At 37.0% G+C, this 20888-nt stretch carries 16 protein-coding genes; 3 read left to right on the top strand and 13 right to left on the bottom strand.

Going from position 1 to position 20888, the window contains the following annotated elements; translation table 11 throughout:
• Positions 1 to 12: 12 nt before the first annotated feature.
• Positions 13 to 1479, bottom strand: a complete 1467-nt coding sequence (locus V6256_RS03285; RefSeq protein WP_341596631.1) for an MATE family efflux transporter — start codon at positions 1477 to 1479, stop codon at positions 13 to 15.
• A gap of 264 nt (positions 1480 to 1743) precedes the next feature.
• Positions 1744 to 3315 carry a polysaccharide lyase family 7 protein gene (locus V6256_RS03280; RefSeq protein WP_341596630.1) on the bottom strand — a complete coding sequence of 524 codons (1572 nt, stop codon included), beginning with the start codon at positions 3313 to 3315 and terminating at the stop codon, positions 1744 to 1746.
• Between the two features lie 611 nt (positions 3316 to 3926).
• Here V6256_RS03280 and V6256_RS03275 point away from each other — a divergent pair.
• Complete coding sequence (locus tag V6256_RS03275) at positions 3927 to 4790, top strand: DMT family transporter (protein ID WP_341596629.1); 864 nt, start codon at positions 3927 to 3929, stop codon at positions 4788 to 4790.
• A gap of 100 nt (positions 4791 to 4890) precedes the next feature.
• Here the strand turns inward: V6256_RS03275 and bioD are convergent, their stop codons facing one another.
• From bioD to bioB, 4 genes are read right to left on the bottom strand one after another with little or no spacing between them, the layout of a single operon-like run.
• The gene (bioD, locus tag V6256_RS03270; protein WP_341596628.1) at positions 4891 to 5586 is read right to left on the bottom strand and encodes a dethiobiotin synthase; all 696 of its coding nucleotides are present in this window, start codon (positions 5584 to 5586) and stop codon (positions 4891 to 4893) included.
• A 12-nt stretch (positions 5587 to 5598) separates the two neighbouring features.
• Positions 5599 to 6387 (bottom strand): malonyl-ACP O-methyltransferase BioC, encoded by a 789-nt coding sequence (bioC, locus tag V6256_RS03265; RefSeq protein WP_341596627.1) that lies wholly within the window; start codon positions 6385 to 6387, stop codon positions 5599 to 5601.
• Entirely contained in the window at positions 6371 to 7543 is a 1173-nt protein-coding gene (bioF, locus tag V6256_RS03260; RefSeq protein WP_341596626.1) for an 8-amino-7-oxononanoate synthase, read from the bottom strand. The genes bioC and bioF overlap by 17 nt, the downstream gene beginning before the upstream one ends.
• Positions 7543 to 8613, bottom strand: coding sequence for a biotin synthase BioB (bioB, locus tag V6256_RS03255; RefSeq protein WP_341596625.1), 1071 nt, complete (start codon positions 8611 to 8613; stop codon positions 7543 to 7545). The genes bioF and bioB overlap by 1 nt, the downstream gene beginning before the upstream one ends.
• Before the next feature lie 97 nt (positions 8614 to 8710).
• Between bioB and bioA the strand changes: the two genes are divergently transcribed.
• Entirely contained in the window at positions 8711 to 10009 is a 1299-nt protein-coding gene (gene bioA, locus V6256_RS03250; RefSeq protein ID WP_341596624.1) for an adenosylmethionine--8-amino-7-oxononanoate transaminase, read from the top strand.
• A 134-nt stretch (positions 10010 to 10143) separates the two neighbouring features.
• Positions 10144 to 11544 (top strand): asparagine--tRNA ligase, encoded by a 1401-nt coding sequence (gene asnS / locus V6256_RS03245; protein ID WP_341596623.1) that lies wholly within the window; start codon positions 10144 to 10146, stop codon positions 11542 to 11544.
• 313 nt (positions 11545 to 11857) lie between these two features.
• Here asnS and purF read toward each other — a convergent pair whose 3' ends face one another.
• From purF to sohB, 7 genes are all read right to left on the bottom strand, one after another.
• The gene (gene purF / locus V6256_RS03240; RefSeq protein ID WP_341596622.1) at positions 11858 to 13372 is read right to left on the bottom strand and encodes an amidophosphoribosyltransferase; all 1515 of its coding nucleotides are present in this window, start codon (positions 13370 to 13372) and stop codon (positions 11858 to 11860) included.
• Positions 13373 to 13459: 87 nt separating this feature from the next.
• Positions 13460 to 13963: a CvpA family protein gene (locus V6256_RS03235; protein ID WP_341596621.1), complete on the bottom strand. Its 504-nt coding sequence runs from the start codon at positions 13961 to 13963 to the stop codon at positions 13460 to 13462.
• 74 nt (positions 13964 to 14037) lie between these two features.
• Entirely contained in the window at positions 14038 to 14652 is a 615-nt protein-coding gene (locus V6256_RS03230) for an SPOR domain-containing protein (RefSeq protein WP_341596620.1), read from the bottom strand.
• Between the two features lie 12 nt (positions 14653 to 14664).
• Positions 14665 to 15939, bottom strand: a complete 1275-nt coding sequence (gene folC, locus V6256_RS03225) for a bifunctional tetrahydrofolate synthase/dihydrofolate synthase (RefSeq protein ID WP_341596619.1) — start codon at positions 15937 to 15939, stop codon at positions 14665 to 14667.
• Positions 15940 to 15955: 16 nt separating this feature from the next.
• Positions 15956 to 16741, bottom strand: coding sequence for a tRNA pseudouridine(38-40) synthase TruA (gene truA / locus V6256_RS03220; RefSeq protein WP_341596618.1), 786 nt, complete (start codon positions 16739 to 16741; stop codon positions 15956 to 15958).
• Between the two features lie 157 nt (positions 16742 to 16898).
• On the bottom strand, positions 16899 to 19565 hold the full coding sequence (gene topA / locus V6256_RS03215) for a type I DNA topoisomerase (RefSeq protein ID WP_341596617.1): 2667 nt from the start codon (positions 19563 to 19565) through the stop codon (positions 16899 to 16901).
• A 180-nt stretch (positions 19566 to 19745) separates the two neighbouring features.
• On the bottom strand, positions 19746 to 20795 hold the full coding sequence (gene sohB, locus V6256_RS03210) for a protease SohB (protein WP_341596616.1): 1050 nt from the start codon (positions 20793 to 20795) through the stop codon (positions 19746 to 19748).
• Positions 20796 to 20888 lie beyond the last annotated feature (93 nt).

The raw sequence follows: 20888 nt of genomic DNA, 5'->3' as shown, positions 1-20888 counted from the left end.
AACCTAAATGAGTTATTTGTTAACTGTTTCTGTGTATTGCTGTTCTATCAAACTCTCTTCGCTATCTGCACACATATAAGCTTTACTTGAACAAAATGGCGTTAATGGTAAAGATGACGTTAAGTTCACCTCTTCTTGCTCAGTGTGAATTGTGATATTTCTGCCGAGCTTCCTTAAAATGTGTTGTGACCAAGCCCATGCAATTAACCCAAAAATAATCGCGCCGACGGCTTGTCCTGAAACAACTCCTAGAGCACCGAACCACTCTCCTCCAAAATAAACAAAAGGTATGGTGCCTAACGTCGCTTTACCAATATTCATCAAGGTTGAAGTTGTTGGATGTCCAAGATTATTAAACGTCCCATTAGCAATAAATATTAAGCCATTAAAAATAAAGGTAATACATAACCAAGTACAATAGAATGTAATCATGGTTGCTGCATCTCCCTGTACATTAAAGCTTGATACGATTTGATCGCATAACAAATAAATAACCAGTGCAACAACTGCAACATAGCATGCGGTGAACTCAAGCGCGCGTTTATTCGCTAATCGAACTCTATCAAATAATAGCGCGCCAAAGTTTTGCCCTATAATTGGGCCAACCGCGCCAGAAATAGCAAATATCATCCCAAATGCAACCGGTAACAAGCGACCGACCACAGCCCAGCCCGCGACAAAACCATCACCAAAAGAGGCTATCATCATAGTCACGTAAGCATTACCTAATGGTGTCGCAATATTAGTGGTCATCGCAGGAATGGCAACATTCATGATCTCTTTTTGGTCGTCTAACCAGGCTTTAAGCTTAAATACCCCTAATAATTCATGAATACGAATAACGCCATAAAAAGCGACAAAAGCCACAGCAAAACGGGCAATAACCGAGGCAATTGCGGCACCATGTAAGCCAAGGCCAAATGTGAAAATAAAAATAGGATCGAGAATTGCGTTAACACCACCGCCGGCTAATGTTGAATACATAGCCCTTTTTGCATCCCCTACTGAACGCAATGCTGCGCCCGCATTCATTGCAATACATAGGATCGGTAATGATGGTAATAAGATTTTCAGATAACCGACTGCAAGGTCATGTGTTTCACCTGTTGCGCCAATTAATGACACCAGTTCAGGTGAAAATATCCAAGTTAAACCTGCCACAAGAGAAGAAATTAAAAAGCCTGTCACTAAGATATTGATCACTAATCGTCGTGCTTTTTCTTTGTTTTCTTCACCAATTGCTTTTGAAACCAATGCCGTCATTGCAATTGATAAACCAATACTGATTGAAGTCGTAAAGAATGCAATTGTGCCTGCATAACCAACCGCTGCCGCAAGTTCAGTTTCACCCAGTAAACTTATGAAATACAAATCAGCAAGATCGACTAGAAATAACGCTGTTAGACCAATCGCATTAGTAGATGACATCACAATAATATGTTTAAAAATATTACCGCTAACAAATTTGCCTTTTTGCATAAATAGCTTCCATATTTAGCTGTTTTTAGATGAATAAGATATTCAATTAACATTGAAAACAAAAATAGCTGGCAAGTATAGAGGATATTAAACAAGTTAACTATTAATCAGATGTTAATGGTCGTAATTAGTAAAATTATCTAAGAAGAAAAATAGGTAAGAACTTTCTGAATGAGTCTAAAATAAAGAAGAGCTGTAACAAAAAAATCCGCTACAAAACGTAGCGGATTTAGACATGACATCAATAAATTTAATTAACCAATATTATTTATTGTATTGGTCATGAGATGTTTTGATTTTGTAGAAAGTTGCTTGTACATAGTCATCTGCATCACCAGTATTATTTTGGTTGTATGCCCCAACTTTGAAGTACATGTAACGACCACCTTGGTCATAACCACTTTCACTCATATCAACAACTTGAACAGCATCTTCTTTACCATCACGTTTTACAGTTACCGTCATTTCATTACCAACAACTTTAATTTGGTATGAGAAAACTTCCCCTAATGCGATACCATCTGTTACTTCACCACTTAAGTCACCCACTAAATCGTAGTAGTTATCTGAACCTTCTAATGTATTTTCGTGTGCAAAGTACACAGAACCAGTGTCTTTGTTTGGTAACTTACGGTAGTAAAGACGGATTGGCTCATCATCTTGATCATGAATTTGACCGATAATAAAGCGACCGACTTGACCTGCTTCACCTGTAGACGTTGTATGGTCTACTTTCATTGTAACATCTAACACACCATCAATACCGCCTGCTGCTTTTAAGTCAGCTTCTGGCGCACTACTAAATACCCAGTTGTTTTTGTTAACACCTTTTGTTGGGATAGATTTATCACCACGGCGAAGCATCTCACGCATTTCCGTACGTGTGTATTTAGTATTTTTAGAAGTACGAGTCCCTTTAATGAAGGTTTTAATAACCAGGCCGCCATCATCGCCAGTGTAGAATAATTCAGGTTGTTCATATCCTTGGTTTAAGTACCATTCAGAAACGTCATCTGGCTTGCCGTTTTTATCATGGTCAAATGGTTGAGATAGGTACCAAGTTGTTAAATCAAAGTTTTGACCCGGTTTATTACCTGCTTTTGGCACTTCAGGGATAACAGGTGGTTTTAGTGGTACATCCCACCACACAGATTTACTACAATCAGATACTGTTGGTTCACATTTCAATTCAACAGGCGTGCCGAAATCACCAAGGCGTAACGCAGCCATTCTCGCTTTTTCTGCTTTTTGTTTTTCTTTAGCTGCTGCACTTGCTGCTTGATCAGCTGCAATCACTTCATCTGTTGCAAATTCATTTGCTAAACAAGTATTAACAGCACAATTCACACCGTAAAACTCTGTCACGCTGTTCCACATATTTTTAGTGTTACCGTGACCAACATATTTAATATAACGTGCTTTCACAGAAGCAAATGGAAAACGTTCAATAGAGTTAATCAATCCTGATGATGTGCTACCTTCTAATACGGTTGTCCATGTATTACCATCTTCACTAACTAAAATATCAAAGGTACTTGAGCGTTCATTACCTTTAGAGAAGGCAATACGGACCGCATCAAACTCTGACACTTGACCATAATCAAGTACAGCATAAGCGTTATCACCACTTGCAGACCAACGTGTCGATAAGTCTCCATCAATTAAGTTATTTGGACCATTACCATCATGTGTACTTGAAGTTGCTTCAACAACTGCTAAAGGTGCTTGAGTGCCTGCTAAATTAATTGGACCCAAAGGCTCATCAGTTGTTACACAAGCAGTTAGTGCTGCTGCGATAGATGCTGATAAAAATAATTTTAATTTACCGTTATTCATCTTAATCCTTAATTATACTATTTAATGATTATAATCATATATTTTACAGGTTGCTCAGTAGTGCTATTAATAATACTAATGAGCGGTTCGTTAATCTCTGCCATCAAGAATAACTTAACTTAAATCCTGAAGTCCCTATGATTGATTTAAAACCTAAACAAGCTCTCATTTTTAGGAGTAAATCATTAAAAAACATGATCAAACCGACATAATAGTCGTATAAAAGCTAAACAAATTATGACCATACCCACTTACAAGCCAATCATTCGTACAACAAATGAACAATAGAATAGATTATTGAAAAGGTAATTTAATTACCATCAGCAACAGTACCTTTATAATCTACTTTAACTAACATTCACTTTATGTATGACTTATTTTAATTATAAAATTCAATTGCAAACTCGCATTAAGTAATACAAATAAACATGGTTATTTTCTTCATATAGTAAATATTAGTCGATTTAGTGGTAATAAGATGGATTAATAGCAGTTTATAAATAGTTGTAGGGAAAAGAGTAATAAATCGTATTTATTAAAGTTAGGTCATTGATGAATTTTAGGTATAATGCCCCGCCCAATTTTGCCCTTAACCTCCCTTCGGAACCTCTATGCCACAGCAGTCAGTATCTCAAGCAATTTTATTATTAGTATTAGCTAATTTACTTGCATCTCTTTCAGATGTGTCATTAAAAGTATTAAACGGGGAAGTACCTACCTTTCAATATGTGTTTATTCGCCAATTGATAAGTTTATTGTTTATTTTTCCCTTATGGATAAGGCTCCCCAAAAAACATTATAAGGATGGTTACGATAAAATCACCTTCTGGCGAGCTCAATTTATTGTCGGGGGAAGCGCCTGTGCAATGGTCGCCATCACTCATTTAACTCTTGCCACTGCTAATGCTATGTTTTATGTTGCGCCTTTGATGATGCTACCGATGTCAATCTTAGTATTAAAAGAGACGCCGCCGCTCAGCAAATATATTGCAACATCAATTGGATTCATTGGTGTATTAATTGTATTAAGGCCTGAACAATTTCATTGGGCCGCGATTGTAGCGCTTGGTAGTGCCCTAACGATGGCTTTTTGTAATGTGTTCATACGTCGTATACCTGAAGGACAACACCTAATATCGACTTTATTTTGGACAACCTTGATGACACTGCCTTTAGCCTTAATATTAGCAATACCAGAGTGGCAACCGATTACGCTTACGCACCTATTGTGGATAGTAGCCATAAATATATTTGTGCTGGGATATCATGCTTTAGTTGTTATTGCATATAAAAAATCTGATGTCAGTAATATTGCATTAGCAGAGTACTCTGGGCTAGCATTTGTTACGCTATTTGGCATCATGTGGTTTAATGAAGTACCAGATCTATTAACCGCCCTGGGTATTTTATTAATAGTGGTTCCTATGATGCCTTTACCCTGGAAAAAATGGCTTACTAAGAGCAATATTCAATAAATTACTCTAAATCTTTCAATAACGTCAGACATAATGAGCCTCAGTATTATCTATAAATGTTGTTAGATAATACTGAGGGTAGATAAGCGCTTCGTTGTTTTTAAAATTCAATATCACATAAATCTGCTAAATTTTGCTGATCAATATTATCCATGTAAGGGATCTCAGCTAATAAAGGCTCTGCAATAAATGATTTTAAAGTCGCTATGTTTTCATTAACATAAGGCATATTTTGCTGTGAATGGTTAGCAATCCACCCTGCTATCACGCCGCCTGAATGACGAATTGACTCGATGGTCAATAATGCATGATTTAAACAGCCTAACTTTAACCCTACAATCACAATAAGGGGTATTTTTTGCTCAACAACCCATGTTGAAAGTAGCTGTTTATTATTAATGGGTAAATGCCAGCCGCCTGCTCCTTCAATTAACAATAAATCAGGATTATGTTGTTTTAGCTGCGAAAGCCCTTTATCGATTAAATTAATATCAATGGCTTGTTCAATCTCAGCTGCAGCAATATGTGGTGCAATAGGTTGTTGATAAGCAACAGGGTTAATCATTGAATAAGGTAATTGGATACTACTGTGTTGTTGTAAGATAAGCGCATCTTCATTACGTAACCCATCAATAGTTACTTCACATCCTGCAGAAATAGGTTTATAGCCAAGCGTCGCTTTATGTTGCTTATTTGCTGCTTGCAGTAATGCTTTAGTACAAACGGTTTTACCGATATCAGTATCCGTACCGGTAATAAAATAGATAGCTTGGTTTAATTTAATTTTGTTGCTCATTTAAGATCCTATTTAAGACTCAATTACCGCATAACATACTTGGTAGGTTAAGTTATATTGGCCGTCCTCATCAAGATAAGGTTGATAAGCTTGAGTTAATCTCGATAATAATTGTTTATTGGTGCTAGTATTATTGCTATCACGATGAACATGATTCGCACCTATTCCTTTTAATGCCTTCATAATCGCAATAACATTACTGAACTTTTTAACGCGTGTTTCAGTCACTAGCCTAGCCTTTGTAAAACCAGCTTTTTTTATTCCTTTTTCAACCTCACTTAATGTTAAAAACTGATTAACATGCTGTTCGTTATCAATACTTTTCCAAGCATTTTTAAGTTCAAAAAGTGAGCCTTCTAATAATGTAGAAAATGCAAAAGTCGTCTGCTGATTAAAAAGCGGTTTTAAATTAAGTAAACACAAATCTAGACGGCTACTCCATTGCAACACTAGGTTAGAAAAAATCAGATCAAATTCTCTATCCATCGCCGGAAGCTGATCAATATCTGCTTGTAAGAATTGCGCATTTGTAATCACTCTCGTTTTTGCTTGTAACAACATCGCAGGCGATAAATCTAAGCAAGTTAAATTTGCATCATTACAAAACAAGTTGAGTTGATAAGAAAAATAACCAGTACCACAACCTAAATCCAGCACACTATTAGCTTGTTTACTTTGTTTGGGCAGTAAAGACATCAGCTCAAAGCCAATCTCACGTTGTAAATCTGCAAACTTATCATAATAAGTCGCAGCTTTAGAAAATGAGGTTTTTACTGCTTGTTTATCAATTTGAATTTGCATTAACTGCCCTTTGCAACTGTTGAGCTAAATACGTTATATCTTGCTTAGTATGATTTACTGTTAAAGTGATACGTAGACGAGCACTATTTTCAGGCACCGTAGGCGGACGTATCGCCGTCACCCAAATCCCTTTTTCTTTAAGGCACTTAGCCACATTTAATGCTGTCTCACTGTTACCGATTAAAACCGGCTGTATCGGCGTATTGGACGGCATTAATGGAATCTCGAATTGCCCAGCAAGCTGTTTGAACTGATCAATTAATGCCATTAAATGATCTCTTCTCCATTGCTGTTGTTGAGCCATTTTTGCCGCTTCACCGATGCAGTAAGCCATGGCTGGAGATAAACCCGTTGTATATATATAGTGCTTAGAAAAGTTTGTTATATAGTCAATAAGTTGTGGACTGCCAGAGACAAAAGCCCCTCCCACACCTAATGCTTTACCAAAGGTGCCCATATAAATTTCACAATCGGTATTGTCCATACCTTGTGCATTTAAACTACCTTTACCTTGTTCGCCTAACACACCAATTCCATGCGCATCATCAACCATTAACCAAGCATCATGTTGCTTACAAAGCCTATTAATATGAGTGACCGGTGAATTATCGCCATCCATACTAAATACGCCTTCGGTGATCACTAATTTATTGTCAATCTGTGATTGTTTTTCCAACAAGTGAGATAAATGATTAAGATCATTATGCTTAAAGCGAGACATTTTAGCTGTACTGTGCTGCCCCGCTTCCATTAAGGAAGCATGATTTAATTTATCTTGAATCAATAAATCATGTTTATTTAGTAACAGTGAGACCATCGCTTGATTGGCTGAATAACCTGAGCTAAAAAAACAAAGATCCGTTAATCCTAACCATTCTTTTAATTGCTGTGTTAGATCATGATGAACTTGGTGATAGCCAGTGACTAAATATGAACCACCACTGCCAACACCATACAGTTCCGCCCCTTTTTGCCAAGCTTTGATCATCTCGGGATCTGAGGCCAGACCAAGGTAATCATTACTGGAAAAATTAAGATACTGCTTTCCATTGATATAAACATATCGTGATTGTTTACTTTGCACAGTATTTAATTTTCTATATAAATGCTCAGATTGACGTTGCTGCAGTGCAGGTTCAATAAAAGAAAAAGCCATTAATTAAGTTTACTTGTCGCATCGTAAAACAGTTCATCTTTTTCTGCATGACGAATAATCGCTGCATCAACTTGTTTTTCAGTTTCGTATGGCGAGTTATGAATCTCTTCTTTATTGATACCTAACTTTTTAAATAAAAGCATATCTGAGTTTTCATCTGGGTTAGCTGTCGTCAATAATTTACAACCATAAAAAATAGAATTAGCGCCAGCCATAAAACACAATGCTTGTGTTTGTTCTGACATATCTTCACGGCCAGCTGACAAACGTACATGTGACTTAGGCATGAGAATACGTGCAATAGCAATGGTTTTAATAAATTCGAAATTATCTAAGTCTTCCACATTATCCAGTGGCGTGCCTTTTACTTTAACCAATTTATTGATAGGAACACTTTCTGGTTGTACAGGCATGTTAGCAAGTTGCACTAATAAACCTGAACGGTCTTTGCCCTCTTCACCTAAACCAACAATGCCTCCACTACATACCTTCATGCCGGCACTGCGTACGTTATCTAAGGTATCTAGTCGTTCTTGATATGAACGAGTGGTAATGATTTCACCATAATATTCAGGTGACGTATCGAGGTTATGGTTGTAATAATCTAGCCCAGCATTAGACAACTGTTGCGCTTGTTGATCATCTAAAGAGCCTAATGTCATGCATGATTCCAGCCCTAATGATTTCACTTCTTTAATCATTTCTACTAGATATGGCATATCACGTTGCTTTGGGTTCTTCCAAGCAGCGCCCATACAGAAACGGGTTGATCCGGTTGCTTTGGCTTCTTTCGCCGCTTTAATGACCTTTTCAACTTCCATTAATGTTTCTTTTTCAAGACCAGTATCATAACGCGCACTTTGTGGACAATATTTACAATCTTCTGGGCAAGCCCCGGTTTTTATCGATAACAACGTACTCACTTGCACTTCATTATGAGGAAAGTGTTGACGGTGTACAGTTTGTGCTTTGAACATTAAGTCCATAAATGGCATTGCAAATAAGTCATTTACTTCTTTCACTGTCCAGTCATGTCGTATTGATGATGTATTGCTTAATGTATTGTCCATTTTGTCCACGCCCAGTTAAAAAATATTTGGTTAGTTTAATATTCAAGTTTACACTGTCAACTTATAAACACCATTTAACTTTACAAGTGATTATTTAATGAGCAATAAAGATAGTAAAACACTGAACAGTGATATTAATTTTGATAAGCAGCACATTTGGCACCCTTATACTTCTATGTCTAAGCCGATTCCTTGTTATCCCGTAGAGAGTGCATCTGGTTGCATGATTAATTTACAATCAGGTGAGTCGTTAGTTGATGGTATGTCCTCATGGTGGGCGTGTTTGTTTGGTTACAATGTTCCTGAATTAAATAAAGCTGCTACAGATCAGTTGTCAAAAATGTCTCATGTCATGTTTGGTGGTTTAACCCATCAACCCGCTGTTACCTTGGCTAAAACCTTAGTGGAAATAACACCTTCTGGATTAGATAAAGTCTTTTTTAGTGATTCAGGGAGTGTTGCTGTAGAAGTTGCTTTAAAAATGGCACTGCAATACTGGCAGTCGCTAGGTAAAAGCAAAACTAAATTTGTTGCACTTAAAAAAGGCTACCACGGTGATACTTTTGCCGCGATGAGCGTGACCGATCCTGAAGGTTCAATGCATGAACTATATCAAGATTTTGTGGCTAAAAATCTATTCACAGAGCAACCAAAGATTAAATATGAGCAAGCTTGGAACGATAGTGCTATCCAAGATTTAGAAGAACTGCTAAAAAATAATGCAGAGCAGATAGCTGCCTTGGTACTTGAACCGATTGTTCAAGGCGCCGGCGGTATGCACTTTTACCACCCTCAATATTTAACCTCAGCACGACAATTATGTAATAAATACAATGTTCTGTTAATCGCAGATGAAATTGCAACCGGGTTTGGTAGAACGGGCAAGTTATTCGCCTGCGAACACGCCAATATTTCACCCGATATTTTATGTCTCGGTAAAGCAATTACCGGAGGATATATGAGTTTTGCAGCAACCTTGACTACCAATAAAGTTGCGAACACTATCAGTGAAGGCAAAGCCGGTGTATTTATGCATGGGCCTACTTTTATGGGTAATCCTTTAGCTTGTGCCGTAGCCAGTGCCAATTTACAGAAATTGTTATCCTATGATTGGCAACAGGCTGTTTCCACTATTAGTAATCAAATGCATCAAGAGTTGGCAAGGTGTACAAAATTAAACTCCGTAAAAGAGATTAGAGTATTAGGTGCGATTGGTGTCGTGGAGTTGAACCAAGAAGTTGATATGGTTTCTGTACAACGAAAATTTGTGGAACTTGGTGTTTGGATCCGCCCTTTTGGCAAACTTATTTATATTATGCCGCCGTATATCGCCACAGCAGAGCAATTAAGCAAATTAACAGATGCCATATATTCTGTATGTGAGTCCCTTAATTAAGCAAACAATGCTATATAACTGTTATTAAGTAAGTTTATAGGCTTGTATCTGAAACTAGCCAAGGTAATATATGCAGCTATTATTATTTTTAGAGTAAATACAGTTATTACTGTGATCATGGAGCACCATTAAAGATGTCAAAAACACCCATTGTTGATATTTTCAACAGCAAATTTGCATTAGGCAGCCAAGTAACGGTTAAAGGCTGGATACGTACACGTCGTGATTCAAAAGCAGGCATCTCTTTTTTAAATATTTATGATGGTTCATGCTTTGATCCTATCCAAGCAGTTGTCGCTGCTGAATTAACTAACTATACATCTGATGTATTACGCTTATCAGCAGGTTGTAGTGTCGCTGTAACGGGTGAATTAGTAGAAAGCCCAGGAAAAGGACAGCAATTTGAAATTCAAGCAACTAAAGTTGAAGTATTAGGTTTTGTAGAAGATCCTGAAACTTACCCAATGTCAGCGAAACGTCATAGTATCGAATATATGCGTGAGCATGCACATTTACGCCCACGTACAAATATGTTTGGTGCCGTGACACGTGTACGAAACTGTTTATCACATGCAATCCATAATTTCTTTTATGAACGTGGCTTTAATTGGATCAGTACGCCAATTATCACGGGTAGTGACTGTGAAGGTGCCGGTGAAATGTTCCAAGTGAGTACATTAGACTTAGAGAACTTGCCACGTACAGACGCTGGAAAAATCGATTACAAAAAAGACTTTTTTGGTAAAGAAACATTCCTAACGGTATCAGGCCAATTAAATGCAGAAACTTACGCTTGTGCATTAACTAATGTTTATACTTTCGGCCCAACATTCCGTGCGGAAAACTCACACACAACGCGCCATTTAGCTGAGTTTTGGATGGTAGAGCCTGAAATTGCATTTGCTGATCTAGCTGACGCAGCACAACTTGCTGAAGATATGCTTAAATATGTTTTCAATGCAGTATTAACAGAACGTGCAGATGACATGGCATTCTTTGCTCAACGTGTTGATAAAGAAGCTATCACGCGTTTACAAAAAATGGTTAGTTCGAAATTTGTACGTATGGATTACACTGAAGCAATCGATATTCTTCAAAACTGTGATAAGACCTTTGAATACCCTGTTGAATGGGGTGTTGATTTACAATCTGAGCACGAACGTTACCTTGCTGAAGAGCATGTTGGCGCACCGATCATTTTACAAAACTACCCTAAAGACATTAAAGCTTTCTACATGAAACTTAATGGAGACGGTAAAACTGTTGCTGCAATGGATGTTTTAGCACCTGGGATCGGTGAAATCATTGGTGGTAGTCAACGTGAAGAAGATCTTGCTGCATTAGACAAACGTCTTGATGAAATGGGATTAGATAAAGAAGACTACAGCTGGTACCGTGATTTACGCAAATATGGAACGGTTCCACATGCAGGTTTTGGTTTAGGATTTGAGCGATTAGTATCTTATGTGACAGGTGTACAAAACATCCGTGATGTAATTGCATTCCCAAGAGCACCCGGCACAGCAGAATTTTAAAGTGTGTCCTGAGTATTAATAAAAAAACCAGCTTAATTGCTGGTTTTTTTTGGCTTTAAATTTAATAAAAATTTTACAAAGCGTTAAATAATACCAATTATATTAAATAAGTGATCTAAATTTTGCGCAGAAAAAATGACTGAGTTCAAGGCGTAATTTGAGTTAAATAGTTGTTCTATTTGCGAAAATTACAACGAAGAAATAAGTTATTTTAACAAGTAAAATAGATCAGTTAATTAGTGTGATTGGTATAAATTGCTTAACTAAAACAAAAAAGCACAACCTAAATTGTGCTTTTTAATATAGAAATAATTTAGGCTTCGTTATACATTTCTAAATTTGCAATTTCTTCTTTTTGCGTTTGAATTTTCTTTGCATCTTCGCTACGTAAGCTAGCTAGATAATCAAAGTATTCTTTATTGATGTTCGGTGTTGCATAGTTGCCATCAAAAACAGAACATTCAAAATCTTTAATCGCCGGATTTTGTTTGCAAACCGCATCTTTTAAATCTTGAAGATCTTGGAATATAAGTTTGTCAGTACCGATACAATCACTGATTTGCTCTGCATTACGACCATGAGCGATTAGCTCTTCTGGTGTTGGCATATCAATACCGTGTACATTTGGGTAACGTACTTCTGGTGCTGCAGATGCTAAGTATACTTTTTTCGCACCGGCTTCTCTCACCATTTCAATAATCTGTTCTGATGTTGTACCACGTACAATTGAATCATCAACAAGCAATACATTTTTGCCTTTGAATTCAGCTGTAATTGGATTTAATTTACGACGTACTGATTTACGACGCTGAGTTTGACCAGGCATAATAAAAGTACGACCAATGTAACGATTTTTTACAAATCCTTGACGATATGGCAAACCTAATTCAACTGAGATTTCTAATGCGATATCATTTGATGTTTCTGGAATAGGGATAACCGCATCAATTTCAACATCAGACCATTCACGTTTTATTTTAGCACCTAGTTTACGGCCCATTTCTAAACGCGCTTCATAAACTGAAATACCATTTAGCGTTGAATCAGGGCGTGCAAAGTAAACGTATTCAAAAATACAAGGCGTCAATGTCGTATTTTCAGCACACTGTTGAGTATGTAATTGTCTGTCTTCAGTAATGTAAACAGCTTCGCCTGGTTCAACATCACGAATGAATTTAAAGCCAATAGTATCTAAACCTACGCTTTCTGAAGCAACAATATATTCTGTATCACCCTCTTCAGTTTTGCGAGAACCTAATACCAATGGACGAATCCCATCAGGGTCACGAAAAGCAACTAGACCATGATTGATAATCAATGATGTCACTGCATAAGCACCACTGATCTGTTTATGAACAGCTTTAACTGCGTCAAAAATATCTTGTGGCGATAACTTATCTAATTTACTTTTTGCCAGTTCCGCAGCAAAAGTATTCAGTAATAGCTCAGAATCTGACGTTGTATTAATGTGGCGACGTGATTTAATTAACGCTTCACGTAACTCTTTTGAATTCGTTAAATTACCATTATGGGCTAGCGATATACCCCAAGGTGAATTAACGTAGAACGGTTGAGCTTCAGCAGCGCTTGAGCTACCAGCCGTAGGGTAACGGACGTGGCCAATACCACTATTACCTTTTAAACGTTGCATGTGTTTAGTTTCAAATACATCTTTCACTAAACCATTTGCTTTACGTTGTTTAAAGTTACCATTGTAAGTTGTCACAATACCTGCTGCATCTTGACCACGATGTTGCAAGACGGTCAAAGCATCATAAATACTTTGATTAACAGGAGTTGAACCAACTATACCGACTATTCCACACATAAATTAACGCCTTTCCATTTTAAGATTGTTCATTAAAAAAACACTTGTTGTGCTTTAAAATTAGGATTATTTATTTCTAATTTACGATTAAATAACTGTTGTTTGTAAATCTTTTAAAAAAGTTGATGAACTTTCTAAATGTTCGAAAAACCATGAAATTATAAAAGAAAAATGAGGTGGTAATTGTGCTTCCTTCCACCATATTTGCTCATTGAATGAGGTCATATAATCAATGAAAAACAATAAAGCACTGACAATAAGTATCCCACGAATGGCACCAAAAATAGCGCCTAATAATCGATCAGTTCCAGACAAACCGGTTACTGCGATAAGGCGATTGATAATATAATTGATTAAGCCGCCGGCTAATAATGTGGCAATAAATAAGATGGCAATAGCAGCACTGTTTCGTAACTTACTATCTTCGATACCGGTCAAGAATTGTGTCACTTCAGGGTAAAAATTACTAGCAACGAAAAATGCAGCAAACCAAGTAGCAAGAGACACTGCTTCTTTGGTGAAACCTCGCATTACACTGATTAATGCAGACAAGCCAATAACAGCGAGGATCGTGTAATCAAACCAATTCATACAATTCCTAAAATTAAGTAATGATAATTTAACGCACGCATTCTATCAGAGAATATTTTAAAACGCTTTAAAAACTAATGCTTACTAGGGTCAAATGGCACAACTTTTCCGTTTAACTGTGTTAACGCCTTTAATCTAGAAAGCTTAGCTTCTAAGTTAGCCTTAGACACATCAGGCCCAACAAACACGCGCGTCAGTTGACCATCAATCACTAATTTAGGGGTTGTATGGACGCTATACCCTGCTTTATTTAAGTTTTTGATTAAGGCATTAATATTTGCTTTATTCTTGAACGCGCCCATTTGAATGGTCCAAGCAGGATTTTGTTTAGTCACCACTGGCTTTTTAACTGATTTAGGTTTAGGCGTAGGTACAGGTTTAACATCAACCGCAGGCGCAACCGTTTCAACTTTCCATTCAACCGGTTTATCTTGTTGTTTATCGATAACGACAACTTTGCTTTCAACTTCTGGTGCAGGTTCGTTTTCAACCACGAGATCTTGGCTATGCAGCTCTATTTGCTCAGGAAAATCGTTACTGTGTTGTTTTAGTTCAGGTGTGATCGGGGTGCTAACAAACTCCTGTTGGTAAGAGGTCTTTTTACCATCAATAATCGACGGCAAAAAGATAACCACAAGCGCTACTAAAATGATAAGACCAACGAGACGATTTTTGAGTTGAGGAGTCACAATATACCTTTGTTATTTTTTTAAAATATCAGAAACAGTATGAAAAGAACCAAATACGATAACTATATCAGATGTATCAGCATCTTTGATGGCATCCTCAAAAGCACTTTCCACATTTAAGAATTTAACGACATTATGACTATTATTTTCACTTTTTTGATAAGCTTCAAATAATAAATCTGCGCTTGCTCCACGGTAACAATCTAAGCTGACAAATCGATAATCTGAAATTTTATGATTGATTGCAGATAATGTAGCAGTCATATCTTTATCAGATAACATACCAACAACAGCATGCACTTTACAACTCTCACCTTTAGTTGTTTTTATTCGCTGTAATTGTGATGCTAAATATTCAGCAGATTGCGGGTTGTGTGCAACATCAATGTAAACATCGCATGGGTAGCCAGTCATCGGTTGCAGTCTACCAGCTAGCGAGGCTTGTTCAATAGAATCAATAAGACGTTGTGCATTAATATCAAGATCAAGTGATTCAATTACCGCGAGTGCAGTGGCAGCATTTTGAATCGGCATCAATGTTTGTTTAATAGGCGACAGTGTTTTTTGTCCAATCCAACGCCATTGGTCTTGTTCGATACGCTCATATCGGTAGTCTTTGTTGACCAATTTTAATTGTGCTGAAATATTATTAGCATGCTCTATAACTGAGTCTGGCACATCTAAATCACCACAAATAGCTGGTTTATTTGCTCTAAATACGCCCGCTTTTTCAAAGCCAATCTTTTCTCTATCGCTACCTAACCAGTCAATATGATCAATACCAATAGTTGTAACCACACTCAGGTCTGATTCAACCATATTGGTCGCATCTAAACGTCCGCCTAAACCGACTTCAAGTAAGATAAAATCGCATTTTTCTTGTTGTAATAAATACAGGCAGCCGAGTGTTGCATATTCGAAATAGCTCAATGAAACGTCTTTACGTGTTTCTTCAATCATCGCAAAGGCATCGCAATGACGTTGATCACTCAGTTCTTTAAAGTTAATTCTAAGGCGTTCGTTATAACGATGTATATGCGGAGAGCTATAAACACCAACTTTATAACCTGCATCAACCAATATTTGCTCTAAAAAAGCACAAGTGGTGCCTTTACCATTAGTACCCGCCACTGTGATCACAGTGGCATCGAGCTCGATTAAATTTAAGCGCTCGCCAACGGTTGTTATTCTTCCTAGTCCTAGCTCTATTGCATTAGGGTGCAATTGCTCAAGGTGTGCTAACCAAGTATCTAAATTGTTGGCTGTAAATAATGTGTTTGTTGTCATGACGGATTAACTCTACTTAAATGTCTAAAAATAAAGGACCGCATGCAGGCCTCGGTAATTCGAATTGTTCAGGGTAATCAACTTCAACCAAATATAAACCACCTGGCTTAGCTGTTGCAGCGGCCTTTGCTCTGTCTTTATAATCAAGCAGCGTTACGATCCAATCAGTCGGCTGTTTACCCTGCCCTATTTCAATTAAACTACCTGCAATATTACGAACCATATGATGAAGAAACGCGTTCGCTTTAATATCGATGATAATGAAATCACTACGACGAGTAACGTCTAAATAATGAATTGTTCTCACTGGACTATTTGCTTGACAATGTAATGCTCTAAAAGACGTAAAATCTTTTGTGCCGACTAAGTGTTGGCCAGCCTCGTGCATTAACGATGCATCTAGATCACAGTGATAGTGACTTAATCCTTTGCTTAATATGCCAGGTCTATAAACGCCATTGTAAATAATATATCGGTAACGTCGTGCTGTTGCACTAAAACGGGCATGAAAAGAATCATCGACTTGCTTGACCCATCGAACGGAAATATCGTCAGGCAATTTTGCATTAACACCTAAGGTCCATGCGCCGATCTGACGTTCAGAATCAGTATCAAAATGTACCACTTGACCTGTACCGTGAACACCTGAATCGGTTCTACCAGCACAATTTACTGTCACAGGATGGTTAGCGATATTAGATAATGCTTTTTCTAATTCTTCTTGAACTGAGTTAACTTCTTTTTGTCTTTGCCAACCATAATAATTAGCACCATCATATTCAATACCTAAAGCAATTCGCATTCAAAAATCATCCTTTTTAAAAAATGCTAGTATATACAAATGTGAAACGATTTAAACTAACAAGCACTTAACTAAGTTGCCGTTTGTCCAAAAATCATGCAATAAATACGAGGTATAAAAAATGGCAGTAAATACTGCCATTTTTATATTTGTCGATTTATTTTTTTGCTTTAGTTGCTTTCTTCTTAGCGACTTTTTTCTTTGGTATTTCTTCTACCCATTTATTGTCGATATATTTTGCAGTCCAACCTGTTGCCTTTTTATCAATTTCCGTCATCACGTATTGTTCTTTATTTTTACGGCTATAACGAACCACTGCTAAATTACCATCAGGGTCTTTTTGCGGCGCATCAGCTAAATAATAGAATTTTGGTGAAATTCTATCTTTAAACTGTGCTAACTCAGCGACTTTAGGGGCACGAGTTTCTCGAGAACGCGGAAAAGTACTTGCTGCTAAAAAGATACCCGATGCGCCATCACGCAAAATAAAGTGAGCATCGCTTTGTTCACACTCTAATTCCGGTAAATGAACTGGATCTTCTTTAGGCGGAGCAACTTCACCATTACTTAAAATTTTACGCGTATTTTTACAGTCGTCGTTAGTACAGTCCATATACTTACCAAAACGACCATCTTTAAGCTGCATGTCAGAACCACATTTGTCACATTCAACAACAGGCCCGTCGTAACCTTTGATTTTAAACTCGCCTTTTTCAACGATATGCCCATCACAAAGTGGATTATTACCACAAACATGTAATTTACGCGTTTCGTCGATTAAATAACTATCCATGGCAGTGTCACATTTTGGACAGCGATGTTTAGCCATTAATGCAGCAGTTTCTAAATCTTCAGAGCTTAGAATGTCTTCAACTTCTTCACCATCAACTAAGTTGATAGTCGTTTTACAGCGCTCTTTAGGTGGTAAGGCGTAACCAGAACATCCTAAGAATACGCCAGTACTTGCAGTACGAATACCCATTGGACGATCACAAGTTGGACAAGTTACATCGTCAATGATCACAGGATCATTTAAACGCATGCCGCCTTCTTCTACTGGTAAATCAGCTTTATCAAGTTGCGTTGTTAAGTTTTTATAGAAAGAATCTAATTCTGAATGCCAATTTGCTTTGCCTTCTGCAATTGAATCTAATGTTTCTTCCATTGCTTTAGTGAAATCATAACTCATTAAGTTAGTGAAGTTTTCACTTAAACGATCGGTAACAATTTCACCCATTTTAACCGCGAAGAAACGACGTTTATCAACCTTCACATAACCACGATCTTGAATCGTTGAGATGATGCTTGCATAAGTTGAAGGACGACCAATACCTTGCTTTTCTAACTCTTTTACTAACGCTGCTTCGGTAAAACGTGCAGGCGGTTTAGTGAAATGTTGTAGAGGTTCTAAATCAACAAGCGTTAATGCTTCGCCTACTTTTAAATCAGGTAGTTGAACTTCATCCGCTTTACTCTTAGTCACAGGTTGTGCTTTTGTCCAACCAGCAAAACGTAATGTACGGCCTTTAGCACGTAATTTGTAGTCGCCAGCTTTAATCACCAATGTCGATGAATCATATAATGCAGGTAACATTTGACATGCTAAGAACTGACGCCAAATTAATTCATATAAGCGTTTTGCATCTTTATCAACGACATCAATGATTTCTGCACGTTGATTTACATCCGATGGACGGATTGCTTCATGGGCTTCTTGTGCACCAGCTTTGCTACTATATGATACCGCTTGTTTTGGTAAATAATTACTACCAAACTCTTTCCCGATAAAATCACGTGCAGATTCAACAGCGTCTTTACTCAAGTTAGTAGAGTCAGTACGCATGTATGTGATGTAACCCGCTTCATATAAACGTTGCGCTAACATCATTGTCTTTTTAACACCAAACCCTAAACGTGTACTAGCAGCCTGTTGTAGAGTAGAGGTGATGAAAGGCGCACTCGCTTTACTACTTGTAGGTTTATCTTCTCTAGACTCAAGGGTAAAAGTTTCTAATTTTAACGCTTCTACAGCAACATTAGTTTCTTCTTCCGTTACCGGTGAAAAAGTTTTATTGTTATGTTTGAATACTTCTAATCGTAACTCGGTTTTATCTTGCGAAATAGTTTGTGCATGTAAATCCCAGAACTCAACAGGATTGAATGCTTTAATCAAACGTTCACGCTCAACTAATAATTTAACCGCAACAGATTGAACACGGCCTGCAGATAAACCGCGAGCCACTTTCTTCCATAATAATGGCGATACCATAAAACCAACAAGACGATCTAAAAAGCGACGTGTCTGCTGTGCATTAACACCATCAATGTTCAGTTCAGTGGGATGTTTAAATGCCTCTTGAATTGCTGTTTCAGTAATTTCATTAAATACAACACGCTGATATTTATTGTCATCACCACCAAGAATTTCTCTTAAGTGCCAAGCAATTGCTTCACCCTCTCTATCCAAATCGGTTGCGAGATAGATAGTAGGAGCATCAGCAGCTAATTTTTTTAATTCATCAACAACTTTTTCTTTCCCAGGTAATATTTCATAATTTGCTGCCCAGTTATTATTTGGGTCTATCCCCATTCTTGTCACTAATGCAGCTTGGGTACGTTTTGCTGTTTCTTTCGCTTTTTGTGCAGGTGTTAAACCCGCTAACGATTTTTTCTTTTTTGCATCAATTGTTTTTTTTGCACTGCCACTCGTTGGTAGATCACGCACATGACCGACACTCGATTTGACAATGAAGTCTTTGCCTAAATACTTATTAATTGTTTTCGCTTTTGCAGGTGATTCAACGATAACCAGAGATTTGCTCATATTGCTTTGTTACCTAATATATAGTCAGACTAGAATGAAAATTGTGTTTCCCAATGAATTTCTCTTTTTTATATAATCCAAAGTTTTACCTAATAGCAACCTATTTTTTAGTTTTTATAAAATTAAATAAAAAAGCCGACTCGAAATAGACGGCTTTTATTAGTATTTAATATCAAATAATTACTTAAAAAATCTTGATACATTACCTTGTAAAACTGTTAATAAACTTGTTTCTACACTTGCCGCAACACTTTTACCAATTTTGTCAGCTAACTTTTTAGCTTTCTGATAACGAACTTGCACAATGTGTTTACCTTCAAAGTGATCAAGAAGGTAATCATCACTTGTTTGAATTTTATCGATCAATTGTAAATCCAATGCTTGAGTACCGTACCAGTGCTCACCCGTGGCAATCTTATCAATATCAAGTTGTGGTCGATGCGAGCTAACAAATTGTTTGAATAATTGGTGTGTTTCTTCCAGCTCTTGCTTGAATTTTTCACGACCTAAGTCATCATTTTCACCAAACATCGTTAATGTACGTTTGTATTGTCCAGCTGTTAATTGTTCAAACTCAACATCGTGTTTTTTCAATAGTTTATTAAAGTTAGGTATTTGTGCAATGACGCCAACTGAACCAATGATAGAAAAAGGTGCAGCAATAATTTTATCTGCGACACAAGCCATCATATAACCACCGCTTGCAGCCACTTTATCGACAGAGATAGTCAATGAAATATTGTTGTCTTTTAAGCGTTGTAATTGTGATGCTGCTAAGCCATACCCATGTACCATACCACCGCCACTTTCTAGACGAACAAAGACTTCATCATTTTCATTGGCTACACTGATAATTGCCGTCACTTCTTCACGTAATGAAGAAACTTCTTTTGCATCTATACTACCATTAAAATCAATGACATATAATTGCGGTGTTGATTTTTTTTGAGTGTTATTTTTAGCAGCTGCTTTTTCTTCTTTTGCTTTTTGTTTTTGTAATTTCTTTTCTTCTTTATTTTTTAATTTTAATTGAGATTCTGTTAGTAATTGCTGCGCAATAGACTTTTTGTTGTCTTTAATTTGCTCAGAAACATCTGTGATTTCTAACTCACCCTTTTTCGCTTTTTGTTTACTTGTTAAAGCAATAATTGCAATCAAAATAGCAACGATAGTAATAACAACAGTGACGGCTTTGGCTAAAAATAACCCATATTCAGATAAAAACTCCAAAATAACTCCTCGTAGTAAAATATTGCGCTCATAATGACAAAAAATGTCTCAACCTACAAAAGAGTTTGAGTTTTTTTTCAAAAAAAAGCTATT

Source organism: Psychromonas aquatilis (assembly GCF_038155185.1).
GTDB classification, from domain to species: Bacteria; Pseudomonadota; Gammaproteobacteria; order Enterobacterales; family Psychromonadaceae; genus Psychromonas; species Psychromonas aquatilis.
This window is presented reverse-complemented; position numbering and strand designations above follow the sequence as displayed.

Bases quoted from the DNA above. Each gene is read 5' to 3' on its own strand.
- V6256_RS03285 (WP_341596631.1), bottom strand. From the start codon at position 1,479: ATGCAAAAAGGCAAATTTGTTAGCGGTAATATTTTTAAACATATTATT.
- V6256_RS03280 (WP_341596630.1), bottom strand. From the start codon at position 3,315: ATGAATAACGGTAAATTAAAATTATTTTTATCAGCATCTATCGCAGCA.
- V6256_RS03275 (WP_341596629.1), top strand. From the start codon at position 3,927: ATGCCACAGCAGTCAGTATCTCAAGCAATTTTATTATTAGTATTAGCT.
- bioD (WP_341596628.1), bottom strand. From the start codon at position 5,586: ATGAGCAACAAAATTAAATTAAACCAAGCTATCTATTTTATTACCGGT.
- bioC (WP_341596627.1), bottom strand. From the start codon at position 6,387: ATGCAAATTCAAATTGATAAACAAGCAGTAAAAACCTCATTTTCTAAA.
- bioF (WP_341596626.1), bottom strand. From the start codon at position 7,543: ATGGCTTTTTCTTTTATTGAACCTGCACTGCAGCAACGTCAATCTGAG.
- bioB (WP_341596625.1), bottom strand. From the start codon at position 8,613: ATGGACAATACATTAAGCAATACATCATCAATACGACATGACTGGACA.
- bioA (WP_341596624.1), top strand. From the start codon at position 8,711: ATGAGCAATAAAGATAGTAAAACACTGAACAGTGATATTAATTTTGAT.
- asnS (WP_341596623.1), top strand. From the start codon at position 10,144: ATGTCAAAAACACCCATTGTTGATATTTTCAACAGCAAATTTGCATTA.
- purF (WP_341596622.1), bottom strand. From the start codon at position 13,372: ATGTGTGGAATAGTCGGTATAGTTGGTTCAACTCCTGTTAATCAAAGT.
- V6256_RS03235 (WP_341596621.1), bottom strand. From the start codon at position 13,963: ATGAATTGGTTTGATTACACGATCCTCGCTGTTATTGGCTTGTCTGCA.
- folC (WP_341596619.1), bottom strand. From the start codon at position 15,939: ATGACAACAAACACATTATTTACAGCCAACAATTTAGATACTTGGTTA.
- truA (WP_341596618.1), bottom strand. From the start codon at position 16,741: ATGCGAATTGCTTTAGGTATTGAATATGATGGTGCTAATTATTATGGT.
- topA (WP_341596617.1), bottom strand. From the start codon at position 19,565: ATGAGCAAATCTCTGGTTATCGTTGAATCACCTGCAAAAGCGAAAACA.